22 protein-coding genes and 1 riboswitch are annotated in these 21,511 nt (G+C 59.3%); of the genes, 13 read left to right on the forward strand and 9 right to left on the reverse strand.

Going from position 1 to position 21,511, the window contains the following annotated elements:
- Positions 1–66: 66 nt before the first annotated feature.
- Positions 67–1,296, reverse strand: a complete 1,230-nt coding sequence (locus tag AB4O45_RS21255; protein WP_460160501.1) for an NHL repeat-containing protein — start codon at positions 1,294–1,296, stop codon at positions 67–69.
- Between the two features lie 232 nt (positions 1,297–1,528).
- Here AB4O45_RS21255 and AB4O45_RS21260 point away from each other — a divergent pair, with 232 nt between their 5' ends.
- Positions 1,529–2,266 (forward strand): DUF599 domain-containing protein, encoded by a 738-nt coding sequence (locus tag AB4O45_RS21260; protein WP_016773682.1) that lies wholly within the window; start codon positions 1,529–1,531, stop codon positions 2,264–2,266.
- Positions 2,266–2,667, forward strand: a complete 402-nt coding sequence (locus AB4O45_RS21265; protein ID WP_056783897.1) for an MAPEG family protein — start codon at positions 2,266–2,268, stop codon at positions 2,665–2,667. Before AB4O45_RS21260 ends, AB4O45_RS21265 begins: the two co-directional genes overlap by 1 nt.
- Positions 2,668–2,729: 62 nt before the next feature.
- On the opposite strand, the gene AB4O45_RS21270 is transcribed toward AB4O45_RS21265, so the two are convergent.
- Positions 2,730–2,966, reverse strand: a complete 237-nt coding sequence (locus AB4O45_RS21270; RefSeq protein ID WP_056783899.1) for a hypothetical protein — start codon at positions 2,964–2,966, stop codon at positions 2,730–2,732.
- A 158-nt stretch (positions 2,967–3,124) separates the two neighbouring features.
- Here AB4O45_RS21270 and AB4O45_RS21275 point away from each other — a divergent pair, with 158 nt between their 5' ends.
- The 4 genes from AB4O45_RS21275 to AB4O45_RS21290 all read left to right on the forward strand — a co-directional run bounded on the left by AB4O45_RS21275 (position 3,125) and on the right by AB4O45_RS21290 (position 6,835).
- Positions 3,125–3,601: a PaaI family thioesterase gene (locus AB4O45_RS21275; RefSeq protein WP_024012154.1), complete on the forward strand. Its 477-nt coding sequence runs from the start codon at positions 3,125–3,127 to the stop codon at positions 3,599–3,601.
- A complete protein-coding gene (locus AB4O45_RS21280) occupies positions 3,598–4,050 on the forward strand; it encodes a PaaI family thioesterase (protein WP_041479556.1) in 453 nt (150 codons plus the stop codon). The genes AB4O45_RS21275 and AB4O45_RS21280 overlap by 4 nt, the downstream gene beginning before the upstream one ends.
- Positions 4,051–4,132: 82 nt before the next feature.
- Positions 4,133–6,037, forward strand: a complete 1,905-nt coding sequence (gene htpG, locus AB4O45_RS21285; protein WP_150741309.1) for a molecular chaperone HtpG — start codon at positions 4,133–4,135, stop codon at positions 6,035–6,037.
- Positions 6,038–6,106: 69 nt separating this feature from the next.
- Positions 6,107–6,835, forward strand: a complete 729-nt coding sequence (locus AB4O45_RS21290; protein WP_460160502.1) for a dienelactone hydrolase family protein — start codon at positions 6,107–6,109, stop codon at positions 6,833–6,835.
- A gap of 196 nt (positions 6,836–7,031) precedes the next feature.
- Here the strand turns inward: AB4O45_RS21290 and AB4O45_RS21295 are convergent, their stop codons facing one another.
- Both AB4O45_RS21295 and AB4O45_RS21300 read right to left on the reverse strand, forming a co-directional pair.
- Positions 7,032–7,898, reverse strand: a complete 867-nt coding sequence (locus AB4O45_RS21295) for a pirin family protein (protein WP_460160503.1) — start codon at positions 7,896–7,898, stop codon at positions 7,032–7,034.
- Positions 7,899–7,959: 61 nt separating this feature from the next.
- The gene (locus AB4O45_RS21300) at positions 7,960–8,376 is read right to left on the reverse strand and encodes an OsmC family protein (protein ID WP_095180751.1); all 417 of its coding nucleotides are present in this window, start codon (positions 8,374–8,376) and stop codon (positions 7,960–7,962) included.
- Between the two features lie 129 nt (positions 8,377–8,505).
- On the opposite strand from AB4O45_RS21300, the gene AB4O45_RS21305 reads away from it, so the two are divergent.
- Together AB4O45_RS21305 and AB4O45_RS21310 are read left to right on the forward strand one after the other, a co-directional pair.
- A complete protein-coding gene (locus tag AB4O45_RS21305; protein ID WP_460160504.1) occupies positions 8,506–9,552 on the forward strand; it encodes an amidohydrolase family protein in 1,047 nt (348 codons plus the stop codon).
- Positions 9,553–9,690: 138 nt separating this feature from the next.
- Positions 9,691–11,316, forward strand: a complete 1,626-nt coding sequence (locus tag AB4O45_RS21310) for a methyl-accepting chemotaxis protein (protein ID WP_460160505.1) — start codon at positions 9,691–9,693, stop codon at positions 11,314–11,316.
- Between the two features lie 240 nt (positions 11,317–11,556).
- Here AB4O45_RS21310 and AB4O45_RS21315 read toward each other — a convergent pair whose 3' ends face one another.
- From AB4O45_RS21315 to purM, 3 genes are read right to left on the reverse strand one after another with little or no spacing between them, the layout of a single operon-like run.
- The gene (locus AB4O45_RS21315) at positions 11,557–12,270 is read right to left on the reverse strand and encodes a DUF3108 domain-containing protein (RefSeq protein ID WP_056783915.1); all 714 of its coding nucleotides are present in this window, start codon (positions 12,268–12,270) and stop codon (positions 11,557–11,559) included.
- 8 nt (positions 12,271–12,278) lie between these two features.
- Positions 12,279–12,929, reverse strand: a complete 651-nt coding sequence (purN, locus tag AB4O45_RS21320) for a phosphoribosylglycinamide formyltransferase (protein WP_041479550.1) — start codon at positions 12,927–12,929, stop codon at positions 12,279–12,281.
- Complete coding sequence (gene purM, locus AB4O45_RS21325) at positions 12,929–13,987, reverse strand: phosphoribosylformylglycinamidine cyclo-ligase (RefSeq protein ID WP_016773695.1); 1,059 nt, start codon at positions 13,985–13,987, stop codon at positions 12,929–12,931. Before purM ends, purN begins: the two co-directional genes overlap by 1 nt.
- A gap of 373 nt (positions 13,988–14,360) precedes the next feature.
- On the opposite strand from purM, the gene AB4O45_RS21330 reads away from it, so the two are divergent.
- From AB4O45_RS21330 to AB4O45_RS21350, 5 genes are all read left to right on the forward strand, one after another.
- Complete coding sequence (locus AB4O45_RS21330; protein WP_252879673.1) at positions 14,361–15,419, forward strand: DUF2066 domain-containing protein; 1,059 nt, start codon at positions 14,361–14,363, stop codon at positions 15,417–15,419.
- Positions 15,420–15,453: 34 nt separating this feature from the next.
- On the forward strand, positions 15,454–16,527 hold the full coding sequence (locus AB4O45_RS21335; protein WP_095180755.1) for an AI-2E family transporter: 1,074 nt from the start codon (positions 15,454–15,456) through the stop codon (positions 16,525–16,527).
- Between the two features lie 206 nt (positions 16,528–16,733).
- Entirely contained in the window at positions 16,734–17,438 is a 705-nt protein-coding gene (hda, locus tag AB4O45_RS21340; RefSeq protein ID WP_007919828.1) for a DnaA regulatory inactivator Hda, read from the forward strand.
- Between the two features lie 191 nt (positions 17,439–17,629).
- Positions 17,630–18,247 carry a C40 family peptidase gene (locus AB4O45_RS21345; protein ID WP_016773699.1) on the forward strand — a complete coding sequence of 206 codons (618 nt, stop codon included), beginning with the start codon at positions 17,630–17,632 and terminating at the stop codon, positions 18,245–18,247.
- Between the two features lie 215 nt (positions 18,248–18,462).
- Positions 18,463–18,999, forward strand: a complete 537-nt coding sequence (locus AB4O45_RS21350; protein WP_041479547.1) for a C40 family peptidase — start codon at positions 18,463–18,465, stop codon at positions 18,997–18,999.
- 127 nt (positions 19,000–19,126) lie between these two features.
- Here AB4O45_RS21350 and AB4O45_RS21355 read toward each other — a convergent pair whose 3' ends face one another.
- Both AB4O45_RS21355 and AB4O45_RS21360 read right to left on the reverse strand, forming a co-directional pair.
- Entirely contained in the window at positions 19,127–20,440 is a 1,314-nt protein-coding gene (locus AB4O45_RS21355; protein ID WP_406228579.1) for a PQQ-dependent sugar dehydrogenase, read from the reverse strand.
- Positions 20,441–20,506: 66 nt separating this feature from the next.
- Positions 20,507–21,091, reverse strand: coding sequence for a hypothetical protein (locus AB4O45_RS21360; RefSeq protein WP_460160506.1), 585 nt, complete (start codon positions 21,089–21,091; stop codon positions 20,507–20,509).
- A gap of 161 nt (positions 21,092–21,252) precedes the next feature.
- Positions 21,253–21,482: riboswitch (cobalamin riboswitch) on the forward strand.
- Positions 21,483–21,511: the final 29 nt, after the last annotated feature.

Below are 21,511 nucleotides of genomic sequence, written 5' to 3' on the forward strand. Positions count from 1 at the left end.
GCACGGTTAAACAGAAATGCCCCGTATCAATCGATACGGGGCATTTTTTATCAGAGCTGATAATCCTCAACCCAGATAACGTACGACCAGAGCTCCCACATTGACGTTGTCGCTGTCACGGCTCAGGAGTATTCGCTTGTCGGGCTGCACTGCCACCGAGATCCATTGCATACCGGGCCCCATAGAGTGAGTAACGTATCCCTTGCCGTCCCCAAAGGTTGTGTCCAGTTCACCCGTTGCCAGATAGCGGCAGGCAAGCATTTGCTCCCTGGTTATTTGCCCTGTACTCCCCACCACAACCAAACCATCCTCAGGCTCCCCACTTAGATCGAACAAAGTGCAACCGTCGGTTAATCCAAGATCAGTGACAACAGGCTGACCCTGATTGAATGCGAGATTTGGTCTACCGTTCGGGTTGTACGCGGCCATCATTGCTTTGCGTCCTTTCCCCCAAACGTCGTTGGGGGATGTGTCGACCTGGCCAGCAACAAAGAAGCTGCCGTCAGCACGTAACATCAGGCTTCGTACGCTGACCGGGTAATCCGATGGAATGTAGACGGTCCCGGTGCCATCATCGCCGAAGTCTTTATGGGGCGTTCCATCGACGTTCAGGCGCACAATCTTCCCTTCTCCAGCCCTCGAACCTGCAACTGTGATTACTCCATCCTCTGCTACTGAAATCGAAGCAATGCCCATTGCAAGATCCAGCCAGCCTTTGTTGTTGAAAGCGGTATCGAAATCTCCATTCTGATCAAGTCTGAACAGTCGGTCGCTTTGACCTACGAGTATTTTTTCATCAGCAGTCAGTACTAACCTGGTTCTGGATTGCGACGTGATGGAAGCTTCCGGTTTTGGCAATTGCGATTCGGACTGTGGCAGGAAAGGGACGTAAACCGTCCCATCGGGACCGAAATCGCGATCTCTTTCACCATCAGCGAAGAATCTGGCAAGCGCAAATCGAGTTCCTTGGTCCTCATCATATTGATACCCAAAAAGCAGCGCCTTGCCGTCTTTATAAAGACAGGCGCCAGTTCCGCTGGCTTGTCCCGAACCTGTAAACGTACCTACGATCAAACCGTTTTCGTTGAAGCCAGTATCGTTAGTACCGTCCGCCAGTAATTGCGCCAAATGAAAACTGACCTTGCCCTCTACAACAGTTTGTCCCACGAGAAGGATCTTTCCATCCGGGCGCAAGCCTGCGATTTTCAAAGCCTGGCTTCCCGTAGCAAATGACTCGGCGTACCCCCGGTTGCCAAACGTTGTGTCAATGGGCAGCGCAGCGTTCAAAGGTCTCATGCTCAAATCCTTGTCTGATAGGGGAGCGGTCAGTGTTCCCGTTTGAGAAAACGACCTTATGCCTCGCCATACCCTCGGCGCTACTGTCAGAGTTGACAGGTATAAGCCTCTGAAAACTGATAGCTGCGGTCTATTTTGAATAAATTTGACTCTTCAATGAGCGTGTCTTTTTACGAGCCAACACGTCGAAACGAAGGGTTCCCTCCATCATTCCTCTTGCTCAGGACAACGAATGTCGTTCATCCAAGCCAATCTGATCCACTTGCTCGCCGCCGTCTGGTTTGTCGTCTGCTGGGGCGGTTACACCCGTTATGCCACCTGGAAGGCCCGTGATACGGCGTGTCTGGCCAGCGTGTTGCACCTGTACCGCGAAGACTGGATGCGCCGCATGCTGCTGCGTGACAACCGCATCGCCGATGCCAGCGTGATCGGCAATCTGGAACGCAACGCGTCGTTCTTCGCCTCCAGCACGCTGATCATCCTCGCCGGTATCCTCACCGTGCTCGGTGCGTCCGACCGAGCCGTGTCGTTGTTGGCGGATATTCCGATGGTGCAGCAGGCGTCGCAGGGCATGTCGGAGATCAAGTTGCTGTGTCTGGCACTGGTGTTCGTCTATGCGTTCTTTACTTTCAGCTGGTGCATGCGCCAATACAACTTCGCTGCGATTCTGGTCGGTTCAGCGCCGATGATCGGTGAGCGCCAAGTGACTGAACAAGAACGCAAGGCGTTCGCTTCGCGGGCGGCGCGGGTGATTTCGATGGCGGCCAACCAGTTCAACTTCGGCCTGCGTTCTTATTACTTCGGCATGAGTATGCTGGCGTGGTTCGTCAGCCCGTGGCTGTTCATGATCATGAGCGCGGGAGTCGTGGTGGTTTTGTATCGCCGCGAGTTTCATTCCGACGTTCTCGATGTCATGGTCTATACCCCTACAGAGGCGCCCGTCCCTGAGGCGAACAAAGAGGCTGTTTGATGAGTATTCCGTTCTGGTGTGTGTTTATCAGTGCTTTATTGATCTATGTGGCGCGTATGCCGGTGGCCAAGGCCATGAAAGAGCAGGGCGGGTATGACAATCACTTGCCGCGGCAGCAGCAGGCGCAGTTGACTGGCTTCGGTGCGAGGGCGCTGGCGGCCCATCAGAACAGCATCGAAGCCTTCATCCTCTTCGCCGTCGGCGTGCTGATGGCGCATACCACGCAAACCGCGGGTTGGCTGATCGATGCGCTGGCGATCATCTTCGTGATCTCGCGGATTTTCTATCTGTGGTTCTATCTGGCCGATCTGGCGAAGTTGCGCAGCCTGATGTGGCTAGTTGGCTTCATCTGTTCGTTGTTGCTGATGATTAGTCCGACTTTTAGAACCGTGTTGCTCTAACCGGTAAATCGCAGGCAAAAGAAAACCCGCACTTGGCGGGTTTTCCTTTCACACCACAAAGCTTATTGCTTTTTGGCGGCTTCTTCTTGAGCAGCGGCGTTCGATTCAGCCTGAGCTTTGGCAGCTTCGGCGTTTTCTTTTGCTGCGTCGTTCACTTTATCCTGAGCTTTGTTCATGTCTTGCTGAGCTTGCTCAGCATGTTGGTTTGCATCTTGAGCTTTGTCCTCGGATTTTTTATCGCAGGCAGCGAGACCGAGGGAAGCGGTCAACATCAAGGCAACAGCTAAAGTCTTACGCATGGGGTGTATCTCCTTATGGAAAATAACTACTGGCCTTAAGAACTCGGCGCTGCGGGTTAAGTTCCTCAATTGTTTCAGATATATAAGTTTGTTTTATCACGGAACTTTTGCCGCTTTTCTCACTACTGGCACAAGGCCCAAACGCGAGTAATTATCACATGGCCGAAAACCCCGTTTTTGAGCGCGCGACGCGCTTTTTATCGGCATTGCGCCACTGTCAGGTCTTGGGTTTGCAGGTGCACAGTGCCTCCAGCGAAGGGCTGACGGTGATCCTGCCGTACAGCGAAAAAATCGTCGGCAATCCCGAAACCGGAGTCATCCATGGCGGCGCCATCACTTCGCTGATGGACACCGCCTGCGGCATGTCGACCCTGTGCGTGCTGCCGGAGTTCGAAGTCTGTCCGACCCTCGATCTGCGCATCGACTACATGCACGCCGCTGAACCGAACAAAGCCGTGTACGGCTTTGCCCAGTGCTACCGCGTCACCACCGACGTGATCTTTGCCCGTGGTTTTGCCTACCAGGACGATCCCGAGCAACCGATTGCTCACGTCGTCGGCACATTCATGCGCATGGGCATCGGCTTGAAGGGCAGCAAAGGTTTCGCGGGCGCGATCAAGGGAGCGAGCCAATGAGCAACGATCTCAGGGAGCAGCTGCAACAGGCCCACGCGCAGGGCGATTACACGCCGCTGCTGGCATTGATTCCCTATGCCGGGCTGATCGGTATCGAGTGCTCGCGAGTCGGCGATGAGTTGCTGTTCAAGCTGCCGGCGAACAAGGACAACATTGGTAACCCTTTATTGCCGGCGATCCATGGCGGCGTGATTGCCGGCTTCATGGAGCTGGCCGCAGCCCTGCATCTGCTGATTTTCACCGGCACGCCGGGCGTGCCGAAGATCATCGATTTTTCCCTCGATTACCTGCGCGCCGGGCAGTTTCGCGACACGTGGGCCAGGTGTCAGGTCTGCCGTCAGGGGCGTCGCGTGGCCAACGTTGCGGTCACTGCGTGGCAGAGTACCGAGGGCGAACCGATCGCCACCGCCCGCGCGCACTTCAAAATTGATGAGCCCTTGAAATCCTGAACAGCGCCCCCAACTCAGATGACAACCCGCCGCAGACCATTTCGGGTCGCGGCCACTGCCATCTGATTGGAGTTTGATGACCATGAGTGTGGAAACTCAAAAGGAAACCCTGGGCTTCCAGACCGAGGTAAAGCAGCTGCTGCACCTCATGATCCATTCGCTGTATTCGAATAAGGAAATTTTCCTTCGCGAATTGATCTCGAACGCCTCTGACGCTGTCGACAAGCTGCGCTTCGAAGCCCTGGCCAAGCCTGAGTTGCTCGAAGGTGGTGCTGACCTGAAAATCCGTGTGAGCTTCGACAAGGACGCCAAGACCGTCACCCTCGAAGACAACGGTATCGGCATGAACCGTGACGATGTGATCACCCACCTGGGTACCATCGCCAAATCCGGCACCGCCGATTTCATGAAAAACCTGTCCGGCGATCAGAAGAAAGATTCGCACCTGATCGGCCAGTTCGGTGTCGGCTTCTATTCGGCCTTTATCGTCGCCGACAAGGTTGATGTATACAGCCGTCGCGCCGGCACTGCCGCCAGCGAAGGCGTGCACTGGTCGTCGAAAGGCGAGGGCGAGTTCGAAGTCGCCACGATCGACAAGCCAGAGCGCGGCACCCGCATCGTCCTGCACCTGAAATCCGGCGAAGACGAATTCGCGGATGGCTGGCGTCTGCGCAACATCATCAAGAAGTACTCCGACCACATCGCTTTGCCGATCGAACTGCCGAAGGAAGTCACTCCGGCCGAAGGCGAAGAGGCTCCGGCCGTTGAATGGGAAACCGTCAACCGCGCCAGCGCCCTGTGGACCCGTCCGCGCACTGAAGTCAAAGACGAGGAATATCAGGAGTTCTACAAACACATCGCTCACGACTTCGAGAATCCGCTGTCGTGGAGCCACAACAAGGTTGAAGGCAAGCTTGAGTACAGCTCGCTGCTGTACGTGCCGGCCCGCGCGCCGTTCGACCTGTACCAGCGTGAAGCGCCGAAGGGCCTGAAGCTGTACGTGCAGCGTGTGTTTGTAATGGATCAGGCCGAGTCGTTCCTGCCGCTGTACCTGCGCTTCATCAAAGGCGTGGTCGATTCCAACGACCTGTCGCTGAACGTGTCGCGTGAAATCCTGCAGAAAGACCCGATCATCGATTCGATGAAAACCGCGCTGACCAAGCGTGTGCTCGACATGCTGGAAAAACTGGCGAAGAACGAGCCTGAGCAATACAAGGGCTTCTGGAAAAACTTCGGTCAGGTCATGAAAGAAGGCCCGGCAGAAGACTTCGCCAACAAAGAGAAAATTGCCGGTCTGCTGCGTTTCGCATCGACCCAGGGCGACGACGGCGAGCAGATTGTCGGTCTGGCTGACTACCTGGCCCGCGCCAAGGAAGGTCAGGACAAGATCTACTACCTCACCGGCGAAACCTACGCGCAGGTCAAGAACAGCCCGCACCTGGAAGTCTTCCGCAAGAAAGGCATCGAAGTGCTGCTGCTGACCGATCGCATCGACGAGTGGCTGATGAGCTACCTCAGCGAATTCGACGGCAAGACTTTTGTCGACGTGGCGCGCGGTGACCTCGATCTGGGCAATCTGGACTCGGAAGAGGACAAGAAAGCCGCAGAAGAAGTCGCCAAGTCCAAAGAGGGTCTGGTCGAGCGCCTGAAAACTGCGCTGGGTGATTCCGTGGCTGAAGTTCGCGTGTCCCATCGTCTGACCGACTCGCCGGCCATTCTGGCCATCGGCGAACAGGATCTGGGTCTGCAAATGCGCCAGATTCTCGAAGCCAGCGGGCAGAAAGTCCCGGATTCGAAGCCGATCTTCGAGTTCAACCCGAGCCACCCGCTGATCGAGAAACTCGATGGCGAGCAGAGCGAAGAGCGTTTTGGCGATCTGTCGCACATCCTCTTCGATCAGGCCGCCCTGGCGGCGGGCGACAGCTTGAAGGATCCGGCCGCTTATGTGCGCCGGCTGAACAAGCTGCTGGTTGAACTGTCGGTTTGATCACGTTGTAGGAAAAACCCGCTTCGGCGGGTTTTTTCATTCTGGTGTTTACACAATCAGGAGTCAGAAATGAGCCAAGTCACTGTACGTTCCGTGGTCTATCAGATTGACGGCCAGACCTACGAAGGTCGCCTGGCGTTCGACGCCGAGCACAAGGGCGCGCGCCCGGGTTTGCTGATGGCGCCGAACTGGATGGGCGTCAGCGCCGGTGCTGAAGACATTGCCAAAGCCGTGGCGGCCAAGGGTTACGTGGTGTTGATTGCGGATGTCTATGGCCAGAGCGTACGTCCGCAGAACGCTGATGAGGCGCTGGCAGCAATGATGCCGCTCAAGGACGACCGCGCGCTGTTGCGCAAACGTCTGCAAGTGGCATTTGAGCAATTGCAGAGCCAGGGCGAAGCGGCAGTGGATACCTCGAAACTGGCGGTGTTCGGTTTCTGCTTCGGTGGTTGCTGTGCGCTGGATCTGGCCCGCACCGGCGCGCCGGTAAAAGCGGCGGTGTCGTTCCACGGCACGCTGGATTCGCCGAACCCGGCGGATGCGCAGAACATCAAGGGCTCGGTGCTGGTGCTGCATGGCGCGTCCGATCCATTGGTGCCGAAAGAGCAACTGCCAGCGTTCGAAGATGAAATGAACGCGGCGAAAGTCGACTGGCAACTGCTCAGCTACGGCGGCGCGGTGCACTCGTTTACCGATCCGCACGCCAATGTGCCGGGCAAGATGATGTACGACGAAAAGACCGCCAAGCGCGCGTTCAAGTCGATGCATGATTTGCTGGATGAAGTGTTCAACGGCTAAAAGCGAAAAGCCCCTCACCCTAGCCCTCTCCCGGAGGGGAGAGGGGACTGATTGAGGGTTGCTCGGGAGTGGCGTCGACCTGAACGTGAATAGGCGAATCCATAATCGCCGAGACTTTTCAGGTCGATGTATAACGCAAGACGCCTCGGTCGGCTCCCTCTCCCTCTGGGAGAGGGCTGGGGTGAGGGTAAGCGGCCTAGCGCGGTAGTTCGATCCGCTCGACTTCCCCCGGCACCGTCGGCCAATCCCCGGCCGCCCACTTGCGCCGTGCCTCATCAATCGCCGCCGGATCGCTTGCAACAAAATTCCAGTTGATCCGTCTCGGCCCATCCAGCGCCGCGCCGCCGAACACCACGGCGTGTACATCGGTTTCGGCAAACAGGCTCATCTCTTCGCCAACCGGCAACACCACCAGCGCATGCGGCTCGATCGCCTCGCCATTCAACTGCGCATCCCCGCTCAACACATACACCGCGCGTTCTTCATGCTCGGCCGGAATCAGCAATGTGGTCGCGGTCTGCATCTTCACTTCCGCATACAACGTAGGAGAAAGCACCGGGACCGGCGATTCCAGGCAAAAGCCTGACCCGGCAATCATGCGAATCTGCACGCCGAGGTTATCGCTGACCGGCAACGTCGCTGCCGGGTGATGACTGTAATGCCCCGGGCCTTCTTCGTGTGCCTTGGGCGAGGCCAGCCAGACTTGCAGGCCGTGCAGGGTGAAGGTCTCGGCAAGCAGTGGCGCAGGCGTACGCTCGACGTGGGCGATGGCGCTGCCAGCGGTCATCCAGCTGACATCGCCGGCGCCGACCACTTGATCGGAGCCCAGACTGTCCTTGTGCTGCAATTGCCCTTCGAACAAGTAGGTAAGCGTCGACAGACCGATATGCGGATGCTGTCGGATATCCATGCCTTTACCCGTCGGATAAATCGTCTCGAGCATGTGGTCGAAAAACACGAAAGGCCCGACGTTGCGGCATTTGGCTGACGGCAGCGGGCGCAGGATCGGCTGGCCTTCGACGTCTTCGGCGCGCGGGCAGATGATCAGGAGTGGCGTGTCCATGGTGCATTCCAGGCTGAGCGGGTGATGCCAGAAGCATAACCCGCCGCTGGCATCAGGAGGATTATTGGCTGTCAAAGCCTTGTGGTGCGTGGGTTTCGATACTGACTTCGCTGGTGGTCATCAATTTGTGAATCGGGCAGCGATCGGCCACACGCAGCAGTTCCTCGCGCTGAGCGTCGGTCAGTACACCTTTGAGGGTGAGGGTGACATGCAGGGCGTATTTGCCTTTCTGCTCTTGGCTGTTGTCGCGCTTCACTTCGACTCCCACGCCGGTCAGCGGGATGTCTTTTTTCTTCGCGTACATCTTCAGGGTCAGCGCTTTACAGGCGCCAAGGGCGGCGTCGAAGTAGTCGTGTGGCTCTGGCGCGGTGCCTTCACCCCCGGCGGCTTTCGGTACATCGGCAAACAATTCGTGGTCGTCGATCTGGACGGTGTGACGAAAACCTTCGGCAGAGACGGTATTGACGGTAACAGTCATGGAAACCTCACAGGCGGCAGGAAAAATCGTTCGATCAAAACAGACCTTGCAGTTATAGAGCATTCGCGGCAGTGGGCGTTCCGCTTTTCGGCAGGGATGAACCCTTGTCGTTCGGGCGCGGTCTAGGCTATGCCCATCTGCCGGAGATTACTTGTGTCCTTGTCTCGTCTGAGTCTTGCCTGTCTGCTGCTGTTCGCTGGCAGCGCCAGTGCCCGCGAATACACCTACAGCGATGCGCACCTGCATTACGTGGATTTTTTCCAGGAAAGCGCCGGCATGCAGAAATTGCTCACGGCCATGAAGGACAATTCCATCGAGCACGTCATGATTTCCGGCATTCCCGTGGCGAAGAAATGGCACGAAGACGAACCCAAGCGTCCGCGCTACTACGCCGGCGATGACGCCGATGCCTATTGGTACAGCGCCACTGACGTGATCGTTGCCGACGCGGTGGAAAAGCTCGCGCCGGAGCAGCGCCAGTACTTTCATCCGTTCCTGTCCGGCTTCAATCCCAATGACAAGAATTCCGCCGCGCACATCCAGCGCATGCTCGACCTGTATCCGGGGTTGTGGCAGGGCATCGGCGAGGTGTTCACCCGGCACGATGATCTGACGGCGCTGACCTCCGGCGACACGCCTCGAGCGAACAACGAGGCAATGACCAAGATCTATCACCTCGCTGCGGAAAACGATCTGCCGGTGATGCTGCACTCCAACATCACTTCCAAGCGTGAGAAAAATCCGCTGTACCTGAAGGAAGTCGAAGAGCCGCTGCGCAATCATCCGCACACGCGATTCATCTGGGCGCATGCCGGCACCAGCGCCGAGATCCATCGGCATCAGACCCAGTTGCCGTTTCTCCTGCCAACCCTGACGCGCATGCTTGAGGCTTATCCGAATCTGTTTATCGACCTGTCGTGGAGCATGCTCACGCCGTATCTGCTGGACGAGCAGGGCAAGCCGCGCGCCGAATGGCTGGCGCTGGTGGAAAAGTATCCCGAGCGCTTCATGCTCGGCTCCGACGTGGTAGGACGGTTCAACAAACTCGGTCAGGAAATGCACAGCTACAAGCCGTTTCTCGATGCGCTGCCGGAAGCGGTGGCGCGCAAAGTCGCGCGCGATAACTTCCTGGCAATATTGCCGCGCAACACAGAAAAATCCGCTGCTCCGCACTGAAACGTCAAAGCCATGAGTTCGGACTAGCCGCTCGTCTGCCTATCGCTTTTTCGTCTTACGCAATTTCACGGCAATGCCGATACCTTCTAAAGCAACCCGCTGCAGGCTGATGCAGCGCTTTTGGAAGGAGCCAGAGTGATGAATATCCGTAGTCTCAATATTGCCCCGCGCGCCGGTCTCGGTTTCGGCCTGCTGGCCCTGATGGTGTTTGCCCTCGGCGCGTTCGCCTTGCTGCAAATGTCGAACATGCGAGCGCAGTCCGATGAAGTCGACAACAACTGGCTGCCAAGCGTGATGGCGGTGGGGGAGATGAGTCAGGACATGCTGCGTCTGCGTGCACTGACCATGCGCCTGTTGCTCAACCGTGACCCCAAGGCACTGGAGCAGAATGTCGCCAAGCTCGACGAACTGCGCAGTGGCTTGAGCGAAGCGCAGCAGCGTTATGACGCGTTGATCGTTTTGCCGGAAGAGCGCGTATTGTTCGAACGCTTCAAGGGCACCGAGCACAAATACCTTGAGCTTCAAGCACAAGTCCTACAGCTGTCGGCGCAGAATCGGGTCGCTGAGGCTGCGACGATTCTCAATGATCAGATGAGCCCGCTGGCCGATGAAATCGCCGCCACTTTGCGTGAGCTGGTCGAGTTGAATAAACAGAATGCCGGTCTGGCCACTGAGGCCGCGCGGCTGGTGTTCAAGCAATCGCGGCTATGGGTCGCAGTAATGATCGCCATGGCTGCGCTGATTACTGTCGGCCTGGCGTTGCTGCTGACGCGCAGCATCGTCGTGCCATTGTCGCAATCGCTCAGCGTGGCCGAGGTGGTGGCCGGTGGGGATTTGACCGGTGACATTCACATCGCTGGCAAAGACGAGCCGGCGCGTCTGCTGCAAGCGTTGAAAAGCATGCAGCACAATCTGCGCGACACGATCCGGCGCATCTCCGAGTCGTCAACGCAGTTGGCCTCGGCAGCCGAAGAACTCAGCAGTGTCACCGAAGACGCCACTCGCGGCCTGCATCAGCAGAGCCAGGAAATCGAACAGGCCGCCACTGCGGTCAACCAGATGACAGCAGCGGTGGAAGAGGTGGCGAACAACGCCGTGGCCACGTCCGAAGCCTCCCGCGAGTCCGACCGCATCGCCCGGCAAGGGCGCGAGCAAGTGCAGCAGACGGTGACGTCGATCGAGTTTCTCGCTGGCGATGTCACCAATAATGCCGCGCAGGTCGAGGCGCTGGCGCAAAAGGTTCATGGCATCAGCAAAGTGCTGGACGTGATTCGCTCGATCGCTGAACAAACCAATCTGCTCGCCCTCAACGCCGCGATCGAAGCCGCGCGCGCCGGTGATGCCGGGCGTGGCTTTGCAGTAGTGGCAGATGAAGTGCGGGCGCTGGCGCATCGCACCCAGCAGTCGACCCAGGAAATCGAGCAAATGATCGGCGGGATCCAGCAGGGCACCGATTCAGCGGTCAGCTCGATGCAGCAAAGCAACTCAAGGGCGCGCTCGACCCTCGAGCTGGCGAAGAGCGCAGGCTCGGCCCTGGAGGAAATTGCCTCGGCGTTTACCTTGATCAACGAGCGCAATCTGGTCATCGCCAGTGCCTCGGAAGAGCAGGCAGCGGTGGCGCGGGAGGTGGATCGCAATCTGATGAATATTCGTGATCTGGCAATGCAGACATCGGCTGGGGCCAATCAGACCAGTGCGGCGAGTCAGGAGTTGTCGAAGTTGGCGGTGGATCTGAACGGGATGGTGGCGCGGTTTTCGGTGTGAGTTTGACCTTCAAAAGCCCCTCACCCTAACCCTCTCCCGGAGGGAGAGGGGACTAATCGTGCGATGCTTTGGAATCCATATTCGACTCGGTTTCTCAGGTCGATGGTTAGCGGCAGACACCTCGGTCGGCTCCCTCTCCCTCGGGAGAGGGCTGGGGTGAGGGGTAGGGCCGCCGCGCAGTATCATCGAACAGATAAACAAAAGCCCCGCATTCGCGGGGCTCTCTGTTCTTGCGACGGATCAGCTGCCTTTGACAGTCTTGCCGTTGACCGTACCGTCCTGGAGCATGATGTTGTACTCCTTGCCGTCAGTCTCGACCTGTTGCAGGCGCACCAGCAGGTAATCCCAATCCTTGGCGAACCACAGCACGGTGATGCGTTTGCTTTGTGTCGGATCGCGCACGCGCTCGACCTTGATCGCATCGATCTGGCCGGCCTTGGTGTCGACCTTTTCCGAACCCAGCACGCGGAAGTCGTAGGTATCGACTTCGCCATCATCAACCACCTGATAGCTCATGCTTTTCTTGCCGGCGGCAACGTCGTGCTGCAGCGCCAGTTGATAGGTCGACTTGTCGACCATGCCGCGGTTCAGCGGGATCTTCACCGCGTCGCCACGGTCGGTGCCGGTCACGAGTTTATTGGCCCAGTCGAAGTCCAGATCAGCTTTTTTCGCTTTGCCCAGACCACCGCGTTCAAAGTGGTAGGACTGTGGCAGCAGGGTGTCCTTGTCCAGCTTCAGGGTGCTTTCTTCAGTCAGGCTGGCGATCATCATCGAGGCCTTGAAGCTGAGCTTCCAGACGCCGTCGGCTTCCTTGGTCAGGCTGCGTTCGGCGGTGCCGCTCATGGGCAGCTGCTTCCAGTCGGCGGTGTAGCTGGCGGAGAACGGTTGAAGGTCCGCTGCCTGCGCGAAGGGCAGGGCGAGCAGAGCGCAAGCGAAGAGCAGGGCGCGACGCATAATATCTCCTAGTGTCGAATCAAGTGGCCGCTGGCGGCGAGTGGCTGACCGTCGAGTAAAGCACCCTGGTCACCGAGTGTCAGCCTGCCTTCGGCAAACCAGCGTACTGCCATCGGATAGATCAGGTGTTCCTGGGCGTGGACTCGTTGCGCCAGACTCTGCGGCGTGTCGTGCAACTCTACCGGTAATACTGCTTGTACGACCAGTGGTCCGCCATCGAGTTCCTCGGTGACGAAGTGCACGGAGCAGCCATGTTCCGTATCGCCGGCCTCCAGCGCGCGCTGATGAGTGTGTAACCCTTTGTATTTGGGCAGCAGCGACGGATGGATGTTGAGCAGGCGACCCTGGTAGTGACGCACGAAATCAGCGCTGAGAATGCGCATGAAGCCGGCCAGCACCACGAGTTCGGGGTTGAATTGGTCGATCAGTTCGATCAGCGCGGCATCGAAGGCCTCGCGGCCTTCGAATGCCTTGTGATCCAGCGAGCGGGTGGCGATACCCGCGTCGCGGGCGCGTTGCAGGCCGTAGGCGTCGGCGCGGTTGGAAATCACCGCAGCGATGCGGACCGGGCTGTCGCCGGTCCGCGTGCTGTCGATCAGAGCCTGCAAGTTACTGCCGGTGCCGGACAACAGCACCACGACATCACAGGACTTTGGCATCAGTGAGCCTTGAGGTTCTTCAGCTCGACCTGCGCAGCGCCTTCGGCGGCCACGGCGATCTGACCGATGACCCAAGGCTGCTCGCCGGCGTCACGCAGGGTGTTCAGGGCCACTTCGACGTGCTCCTGAGCCACGCAGATGACCATGCCGACGCCGCAGTTGAGCACGCGGTGCATTTCGGTTTCATCAACGTTGCCTTTCTCTTGCAGCCAGTCGAATACGGCCGGGCGAGTCCAGCTTGCCACGTCAACCACAGCTTGCGCGCCTTTTGGCAACACGCGCGGGATGTTGTCGAGCAGACCGCCACCGGTGATGTGGGCCATGGCCTTCACAGCGCCAGTGTCCTTGATCAGCTTGAGCAGTGGCTTGACGTAGATGCGGGTCGGGGCCATCAGCAGGTCGGTCAGCGGTTTGCCGTCGAGCTGGGTGTTCTCGATGTCGGCACCGGAGACTTCGATGATCTTGCGGATCAGCGAGTAGCCGTTGGAGTGCGGGCCGGACGATGGCAGGGCGATCAGGGCGTCACCGGTGGCGACTTTCGAGCCGTCGATGATTTCCGCTTTTTCCACGACGCCGACGCAGAAGCCGGCCAGGTCGTAGTCTTCGCCTTCGTACATGCCTGGCATTTCAGCGGTTTCGCCGCCGACCAGCGAGCAACCCGACAGTTCGCAGCCAGCGCCGATGCCGGTGACAACCTGGGCAGCGGTGTCGACATTCAGTTTGCCGGTGGCGTAGTAGTCGAGGAAGAACAGCGGCTCGGCGCCGCACACCACCAGATCGTTGACGCACATGGCGACCAGGTCGATGCCGATGCTGTCGTGCTTGTTCAGGTTCAGCGCCAGACGCAGCTTGGTGCCGACGCCGTCGGTGCCGGAGACCAGCACCGGCTGCTTGTAGCCGGCCGGGATTTCGCAGAGGGCGCCGAAACCGCCCAGGCCGCCCATGACTTCCGGGCGCGCAGTGCGCTTGGCGACGCTCTTGATGCGTTCGACCAATGCTTCACCGGCGTCGATGTCTACACCGGCGTCCTTGTAGCTCAGGGAGGGTTGCTTGCTCATGATCCAGGCCTTTAGGGGAGGGGATTCAGGGGGTAACGACCGAGTTCAGCGGGAACATCGAACTCGATGGGCGATCGCCTCACGCGAGTTTCGAGGGGCCCGGCTGTTGCCGGTCTGCGAAGGCGCGCGATTTTATCAGGCTTGAGGGGCAGCGGCCATCCTCGCACCGACGGGCAGGGCCATATCGATGGAAATTTTTTGCAATCGCAGGATATGACTGCCTGTATAAAGTGTGGCGATTAACCGTCTATCGTTAGGACTGTGCAAAAACTTACCGCCACCGTGTGAATGTTTTGCAAGAGGTGGGGGTCACAGCCTTGCTCAACCGGTTCACGCGGCGTGTTCCAGCCGCTCCTGTCGACGGGAATTTTCCATGCGTTTTTGTAAATTGTTATTTGTAGGCTGCCTGACGCTGGTCAGCCTGGCGAGCCATGCCGAAAACCTCAAAGGTCTGTATCAGGTGCGTCAGCCGGTCAACGGCCAGGCGCCGGAAGAGCGCGATCGCGCCACGCAGGCAGCGCTCGATACCCTGGTGCTGCGCCTGACCGGCGACCCGAAAGCCGCGCAGAACCCGGGGCTGGCGCCGATCCGCAAGGACCCGCAGCAGATCATCAGCCAGTTCGGTTTCGATGCCGGGCCACCGGAAGTGCTGAAAGTCGATTTCGATCCGGCAACCACCGAGCAGGCCTTGCGCCGGGCCGGGTTGCCGGTGTGGGGCGCGAGTCGACCGTCGATCCTCGGCTGGTGGCTGAACGATTCAACTGAAGGTGCGAGCCTGGTCGGTGACGGTCAGGCCGCAGCCTCGGCGTTGCGCACGGCCGCACAACATCGCGGTTTGCCACTGCGCTTGCCGCTGGCTGATCTCAGCGAGCAACTGGTCGCCACCGCACCTGCGCTGGAAAGCGCTGACCCCGCGCCCTTGCGCAGTGCTTCGGAGCGCTACAACGCCGACGCCTTGCTGGCGGTGCATGCGCGCGAAGAGAGCGGGCAGTGGCAGGCAAAATGGCGCTTGTGGCTCGGTGATCAGAAAGAGGCCGGCAGCGTGCAGGGCGCCGATCAGGCAGCTGTCGCCGATGCGGTGATGCTGGCGGTGGCCGAGCGTCTGGCGCCGCGATTTGTCGCCAAGCCCGGCGCGTCGGGTCAGCAGACGCTGGAAGTGCAGGGCATGAATCTGGAGCATTATGCGGCGCTGCTGCGGTTACTCGAGCCGTTCGGCGTGCGTCTGCAAAGCGTGCAGGGCGATCGGATCGTCTATCGGGTAAATGGCAGCGCCGATCAGTTGCGCGCGCAATTGTCGCTGGCGAAGTTGCAGGAGCTGCCGGCCGAAGCGCCGGCCCCGGTGGCGCCTGCCCAGCCAGCGGCGGATGGTACGCCTGCGGTTGCAGCGCCAGCCCCGGCAGCGGCGGCACCGTCGTTGCGGTTTCGCTGGTAAGTCTTTCCTTATATAGAAGCATCAGGAGTGGTAAATGGCCGATACGCGGCGTTGGTTCTGGCTCGGTGGGGTAGTCCTGCTTTGCGCGTTTGTATGGTTGCTGCATCCGATCCTCACGCCGTTTCTGGTCGCGTTGTTGCTGGCTTATCTGTTCGATCCGCTGGTGGATCGTCTGGAGCGGCTCGGGCTGTCGCGAACTTGGGGCGTGATTGCCGTGTTTGCCTTGTTCACCTTGATCGTCACGGCGTTGATGCTGGTGCTGGTACCAATGCTCGCCAAGCAGTTGCTGCGTCTGTACGAGCTGGCGCCGCAGATGCTCGACTGGTTGCAGCACACCGCTGTGCCGTGGGCGCAAGCGAAACTGGGGCTGTCGGACGGCTTCTGGAAGTTCGATAAAGTCAAAGCCGCGATCAGCGAGCACATGGGCCAGACCACCGACATCGTCGGTGTGGTGCTGAGTCAGGCAACGGCCTCGAGCCTGGCGCTGATCGGCTGGTTGGCGAATCTGGTGCTGATTCCGGTGGTGAGCTTCTATCTGTTGCGCGACTGGGACGTGATGATGGGCAAGATCCGCAGCCTATTGCCCCGTGATCGCGAAGAGCGCGTGGTTGCGCTGGCGGGTGAGTGCCACGAAGTGCTCGGCGCGTTCGTGCGCGGGCAGTTGCTGGTGATGGTTGCGCTGGGCGTTATCTACGCCGCCGGCCTGATGATCGTCGGTCTGGAGCTGGGGCTGTTGATCGGCCTGATTGCCGGGCTCGCGGCGATCGTGCCGTACATGGGTTTTGTCATCGGCATCGGCGCGGCGTTGATCGCCGGATTGTTCCAGTTCGGGGGCGATCTGTACCCGATGGTCGGGATCGTCGCAGTGTTCATGGTCGGTCAGGCGCTGGAAGGCATGGTGCTGACGCCGCTGCTGGTCGGGGATCGGATCGGCCTGCACCCGGTGGCGGTGATCTTCGCGATTCTCGCGGGTGGCGAGCTGTTCGGTTTTACCGGCGTGCTGCTGGCGTTGCCAGTGGCGGCGGTGATCATGGTGCTGGTGCGTCATGTCCACGACTTGTATAAGGATTCCGGGATCTACAGCGGCGTTGACGAACCTGAGTTGTGATGGCGCGGGCCGCCCGGCGCTTGGCCGGGCTGGCCCGTTTCGTTCGAGCGAGGGCGCCAGAGAATCTGTCATCAAACCGCTGCGTCAACGCAAACCTTTGATTTTGCTTGGGGTCTGTCGCATTGTGCGCTCAGCCTCACGGGTATAAACTTCGCCAACTTTACACAGAGGCCACTAACGGTTCCTTTGAGAACTGTTCAGTCAGCATGAAACCGATTCAGCTGCCCCTAGGTGTGCGTCTGCGTGACGACGCCACCTTCATCAACTACTACCCAGGCGCCAATGCCGCTGCACTCGGCTATGTCGAGCGTCTTTGCGAAGCCGACGCCGGGTGGACGGAGAGCCTGATCTACCTGTGGGGCAAACACGGCGTCGGGCGCACGCATCTGTTGCAGGCCGCGTGCCTGCGCTTCGAGCAGATGGGCGAACCGGCGGTGTATCTGCCGCTGGCCGAGTTGATGGATCGTGGCGTGGAAATCCTCGACAACCTTGAGCAGTACGAACTGGTCTGTCTGGATGACTTGCAGGTGATTGCCGGCAAGGCCGACTGGGAAGAGGCGATGTTTCATCTGTTCAATCGTCTGCGTGACAGCGGCCGGCGCCTGCTGATCGCCGCGTCCACTTCGCCGCGCGAATTGCCAGTGAAGCTGGCCGACCTGAAATCGCGCCTGACCCTGGCGCTGATCTTCCAGATGCGCCCACTCTCCGATGAAGACAAATTGCGTGCGCTGCAATTGCGCGCATCCCGTCGCGGTCTGCACCTGACCGATGAAGTCGGGCACTTCATTCTCACTCGCGGCACGCGGAGCATGAGCGCGCTGTTCGATCTCCTCGAGCAGCTTGATCAGGCGTCCCTGCAAGCGCAACGCAAGCTGACCATTCCCTTCCTCAAGGAAACTCTGGGCTGGTAGTAGTGGGCTTTTGCCAGCTTTCAGGCGCCAGAAAACCTCCGTGCCTGCGGCGATTGAGCGGCCTGGCGGATTAAGCGCTTAGATGTAAACGCGAAACCGGGAAGTCACATAAAGTTCGATTGAATTTGCAAATGAGGACGATAGCGGGCATAGTCTCGGCTTCTTTACAACTATCAGCCACGGTCGTGCCCATGCTAAAGCGCTTCGCACCCCTCGTGCCTCTCGCACTCGTTACCCTGTTATTCGGTTGTGCTGCTCATTCTCCGGTTCAAGAGCCGCCGCAACAGGTCAAGAATTCTGCTACCGCCCAGTCTTCCGTTATTTACCAGGAAGAGCTGGACACCGAAAAAGAACTCAACCAGTTCAACGGCAGCAAGCCTTATCAGCTTCCTGTACTGGCTGACAGCATCCTCGAACGCGGCATGTCCCTGATCGGTACTCGTTACCGTTTCGGCGGTACCTCTGAAGCCGGTTTCGATTGCAGCGGTTTCATCGGTTACCTGTTCCGCGAAGAGGCGGGCATGAACCTGCCGCGCTCCACTCGCGAAATGATCAACGTTGATGCGCCGCTGGTTTCGCGCAGCAACCTTGAGCCGGGTGATCTGCTGTTCTTCGCCACCAATGGTCGTCGCGGTCGTGTCAGTCACGCCGGCATCTACTTGGGTGACAACCAGTTCATTCACTCCAGCAGTCGTCGCAGCGGCGGTGTTCGCATCGACAGCCTGGGTGACAGCTACTGGAGCAAGACTTTCATCGAAGCCAAGCGTGCACTCGCCATGGCGCCAACCGTGGTCACCGCTCGCAAGTAAGCGCGATGTCGCTGCGTTCGCGGCGACAAAACGGCACGGCAACGGAGTAGACCTAAACTTTACAAGGTGAAGTTAAAGTCTTACTTGAAGTTTGTCGCGTAGCCGCTAGAATCCTGAATCTATATTGATGGCAAACCGCCTGCGTGATGACGCAGGCGGTTTTGTTTCTGTCCATTCGGCAGAGAAAGCCGCAGCCAGATCAGGATGTTCTGCTTATGACGATGTCGGCCCGCCTCACCTTGATCCTTTGCGCCGCGCTGCTCAGCGCCTGCGCCAGCCGCACACCGCCGCCAGCCCCCGTGGTTCGCGCGCCGATCGTGTTCGCTCCCTCCCAGGCTTTTTCCCCCGTTGCTGAAGACGTGTTGTTCCGTGCCCTCGGCCTGGTCGGTACGCCGTATCGCTGGGGCGGCAACACGCCAGATTCCGGTTTCGATTGCAGTGGTCTGATCGGTTTCGTCTACCGCGACGCGGCGGGCATTTCGCTGCCACGCTCGACCCGCGAAATGATCGTCATGCAGGCGCCGAATGTCGGCAAGGAAGGCCTGCAGACCGGCGACCTGATCTTCTTCGCCACCAATGGCGGCTCGCAGGTCAGTCACGCGGGGATTTACGTCGGCGAGGGGCGCTTCGTGCATGCGCCGGCCACGGGCGGCACGGTCAAGCTCGATAGCCTGTCGAAGGCGTATTGGCAGAAGGCGTATCTGAGCGCCAAGCGGGTGTTGCAGCCGGGGCAGCTGGCGCATAACCCCTAGTGCGTATGCATAACTAAATGTGGGAGCGAGCCTGCTCGCGAAGGCGGAGTGTCAGTCGACAATGATTTGACTGATAAACCGCTTTCGCGAGCAGGCTCGCTCCCACTTTTTTTGCGTTGCGCTTAGCTTATTTGCTGGCCGACACGCGCCACACTTTGTTCCCGACATCATCCGCCACCAGCAAGCCGCCTTGCTGATCGATGACCACGCCAACTGGGCGGCCCAGCGCGTTCTCGTCCTTGTCGAGGAAGCCGGTCAGCACATCCACCGGCTGCCCGGTCGGTTTGCCACCACTGAACGGCACGAAAATCACCTTGTAGCCACTGTGCGGTTTGCGGTTCCACGAGCCGTGTTGGCCAATGAATGCGCCTTCCTTGAATTGCGCCGGCAAGCGGTTGCCCTCGGCGAAGGTCAGGCCCAGCGAAGCGGTGTGCGGACCGACCGCGTAATCCGGAGCGATGGCTTTGGCCACCAGATCTGGATTCTGCGGTTTGACCCGCACATCGACGTGCTGGCCGTAGTAGCTGAACGGCCAGCCATAGAAGCCGCCATCCTTGACCGAGGTGATGTAGTCCGGCACCAGATCGCTGCCGATTTCGTCACGCTCGTTGACCGCTGTCCACAAGGCGCCGCTGGTGGGTTCCCAAGCCAGGCCGTTGGGGTTGCGGATACCCGAGGCGAAGATGCGGTGGTTGCCGGTCGCACGATCGACTTCCCAGATCGCCGCGCGGCCTTCTTCCTGATCCAGACCGTTTTCGCCGACGTTACTGTTCGAGCCGACGGTGACGTAGAGCTTGTTGCCGTCCTTGCTGGCGATGACGTTCTTGGTCCAGTGGTGATTCAGCGTGCCGCCGGGCAAGTCGACGACTTTGATCGGTTGGGTCTTGATCTCGGTGGCGCCCGGCTCGTAGTTGAAGCGCAGCAGGCGGTCGGTGTCGGCAACGTACAAATCGTTGCCGACCAGCGTCATTCCAAACGGCGAATTGAGGTTCTGCAGGAACACCGTGCGGGTTTCTGCGACGCCGTCGTGGTCGGCATCACGCAGCAGGGTGATGCGGTTCGGGCTGGGCACGCCGGCGCCGGCCTTGCCCATGACTTTCTTCATCACCCAGCCACGAATGCCTTTGCTGTCATCGGGCTTGGGCGGCGCATTGGTCTCCGCCACCAGCACATCGCCGTTGGGCAGCACGTAGAGCCAGCGCGGGTGATCAAGGCCTTCGGCAAACGCGGCGACCTGGGTGCCGGCCGCTGCGGTCGGTTTCGCGCCTTCCGGCCAGCCCACCGCCGGGGCGATGTTGACTGTCGGGATCAGCGTCTTGTTCGGTTCGGGCAGTTTCGGTGACGGGCCGGTGCCGTCGGAGACTTGCAGGCTGGAGGTTTCACCGCAGGCGGCGAGCCCGCCAGCGACGGCGATGATAAGAGCGAGTTGGGCCTTGCGCATTGCTGATCTTCCCTATGAATGCATTCCTAAACATAGAGGAGGGCGCAGGCCCGATGGTTCAACTGCTCAACCGCGGGCTTCCTTGAACAGCATGGCGATGCCCGGATGATAGTTGCCCGCGTCGCTGTGCAATTTGCGATAGGCGTAGGGGAAATACCAGGCCACGGCGCAGGTGTGTTCCTTTTGCAGGTCGTCGACCATGTCCTGCAATTCTTCGGGGCTGGCGCTGTGCTGAGGTTTTTGCGGAGCAACAAAGAGGCAGCCGAGCTTGAGATCGCTGGCGTAGCTGATGCGCTTGGCATCAACGGTGATGTCGAGCAGTGCCTGGGTCAGGTTGAGATTGTTGACCCGTGGCCAACGTTGCGTGGCCTGAATGAACGCGCGGTCTTCGGCGCCGGCAATCAGCAGGTCGGCGCGAGCATTGCGTTCGCCTTCTTCGTTCTGTTTGCGCGTGGCCGTGTCGTTCAGCGTGACCATTTCAGCCATCCACGCCGCTGCCGCGAGCAGGCCGAGATTGGCTTTCTCGTCGTGCCAATATGGCGTGTCGTTGTCGCCGCGTACGGTGTTGTAGCGATCGATACAGTCAAACCAGCGTTCCAGCAACGGGCGCAGGAATTCCAGGCGCGGGTTGCTGATGATCATGCCTTGCATCGTCGTCATCCTTATTGTTGTAGTGGGCTTTCGAAAAAAGCATGGCTCTTTGATATCACTTGTCGCAGTCTGGCACAAGATTGCCGCTGCACAATGGATCAGCGGCAGTTATTCGCGCGCAAAGCGCCTCTTCAATTGACGCTCCACCCCCAACCCTCTAACCTTCGCCGCTTGTTTCAGGTGCTCTGTGGCCCCGCGTCGACAGAGTGAAACAGGGAAGCCGGTGAGGGTGGTCTTCAAGCGAAGCCACGACGATCCCGGCGCTGCCCCCGCAACGGTAAATGAGTGAAAACTGCGCCTTGAGCCACTGCCTCGAAAGAAGCGGGAAGGCGCGCAGTCCGGCGAAACGCCGCTCATGAGCCCGGAGACCGGCCTGATCCATCTCAGCGGCATCACGGTGGGCGATGCCAGGCTTTTTGC

It is taken from the genome of Pseudomonas sp. S2_B10 (genome assembly GCF_054668425.1).

Excerpts from the sequence above, each read along its gene's own strand:
- purM (WP_016773695.1), bottom strand. The coding sequence starts at position 13,987 with ATGAGCAAGCAACCCTCCCTGAGCTACAAGGACGCCGGTGTAGACATC.
- AB4O45_RS21255 (WP_460160501.1), bottom strand. The coding sequence starts at position 1,296 with ATGAGACCTTTGAACGCTGCGCTGCCCATTGACACAACGTTTGGCAAC.
- AB4O45_RS21280 (WP_041479556.1), top strand. The coding sequence starts at position 3,598 with ATGAGCAACGATCTCAGGGAGCAGCTGCAACAGGCCCACGCGCAGGGC.
- hda (WP_007919828.1), top strand. The coding sequence starts at position 16,734 with ATGAAACCGATTCAGCTGCCCCTAGGTGTGCGTCTGCGTGACGACGCC.
- AB4O45_RS21360 (WP_460160506.1), bottom strand. The coding sequence starts at position 21,091 with ATGCAAGGCATGATCATCAGCAACCCGCGCCTGGAATTCCTGCGCCCG.
- htpG (WP_150741309.1), top strand. The coding sequence starts at position 4,133 with ATGAGTGTGGAAACTCAAAAGGAAACCCTGGGCTTCCAGACCGAGGTA.
- AB4O45_RS21315 (WP_056783915.1), bottom strand. The coding sequence starts at position 12,270 with ATGCGTCGCGCCCTGCTCTTCGCTTGCGCTCTGCTCGCCCTGCCCTTC.
- AB4O45_RS21260 (WP_016773682.1), top strand. The coding sequence starts at position 1,529 with ATGTCGTTCATCCAAGCCAATCTGATCCACTTGCTCGCCGCCGTCTGG.
- AB4O45_RS21275 (WP_024012154.1), top strand. The coding sequence starts at position 3,125 with ATGGCCGAAAACCCCGTTTTTGAGCGCGCGACGCGCTTTTTATCGGCA.
- AB4O45_RS21345 (WP_016773699.1), top strand. The coding sequence starts at position 17,630 with ATGCTAAAGCGCTTCGCACCCCTCGTGCCTCTCGCACTCGTTACCCTG.
- AB4O45_RS21350 (WP_041479547.1), top strand. The coding sequence starts at position 18,463 with ATGACGATGTCGGCCCGCCTCACCTTGATCCTTTGCGCCGCGCTGCTC.
- AB4O45_RS21270 (WP_056783899.1), bottom strand. The coding sequence starts at position 2,966 with ATGCGTAAGACTTTAGCTGTTGCCTTGATGTTGACCGCTTCCCTCGGT.
- AB4O45_RS21295 (WP_460160503.1), bottom strand. The coding sequence starts at position 7,898 with ATGGACACGCCACTCCTGATCATCTGCCCGCGCGCCGAAGACGTCGAA.
- AB4O45_RS21290 (WP_460160502.1), top strand. The coding sequence starts at position 6,107 with ATGAGCCAAGTCACTGTACGTTCCGTGGTCTATCAGATTGACGGCCAG.
- AB4O45_RS21330 (WP_252879673.1), top strand. The coding sequence starts at position 14,361 with ATGCGTTTTTGTAAATTGTTATTTGTAGGCTGCCTGACGCTGGTCAGC.
- AB4O45_RS21265 (WP_056783897.1), top strand. The coding sequence starts at position 2,266 with ATGAGTATTCCGTTCTGGTGTGTGTTTATCAGTGCTTTATTGATCTAT.
- AB4O45_RS21310 (WP_460160505.1), top strand. The coding sequence starts at position 9,691 with ATGAATATCCGTAGTCTCAATATTGCCCCGCGCGCCGGTCTCGGTTTC.
- AB4O45_RS21305 (WP_460160504.1), top strand. The coding sequence starts at position 8,506 with ATGCCCATCTGCCGGAGATTACTTGTGTCCTTGTCTCGTCTGAGTCTT.
- AB4O45_RS21300 (WP_095180751.1), bottom strand. The coding sequence starts at position 8,376 with ATGACTGTTACCGTCAATACCGTCTCTGCCGAAGGTTTTCGTCACACC.
- AB4O45_RS21355 (WP_406228579.1), bottom strand. The coding sequence starts at position 20,440 with ATGCGCAAGGCCCAACTCGCTCTTATCATCGCCGTCGCTGGCGGGCTC.
- purN (WP_041479550.1), bottom strand. The coding sequence starts at position 12,929 with ATGCCAAAGTCCTGTGATGTCGTGGTGCTGTTGTCCGGCACCGGCAGT.
- AB4O45_RS21335 (WP_095180755.1), top strand. The coding sequence starts at position 15,454 with ATGGCCGATACGCGGCGTTGGTTCTGGCTCGGTGGGGTAGTCCTGCTT.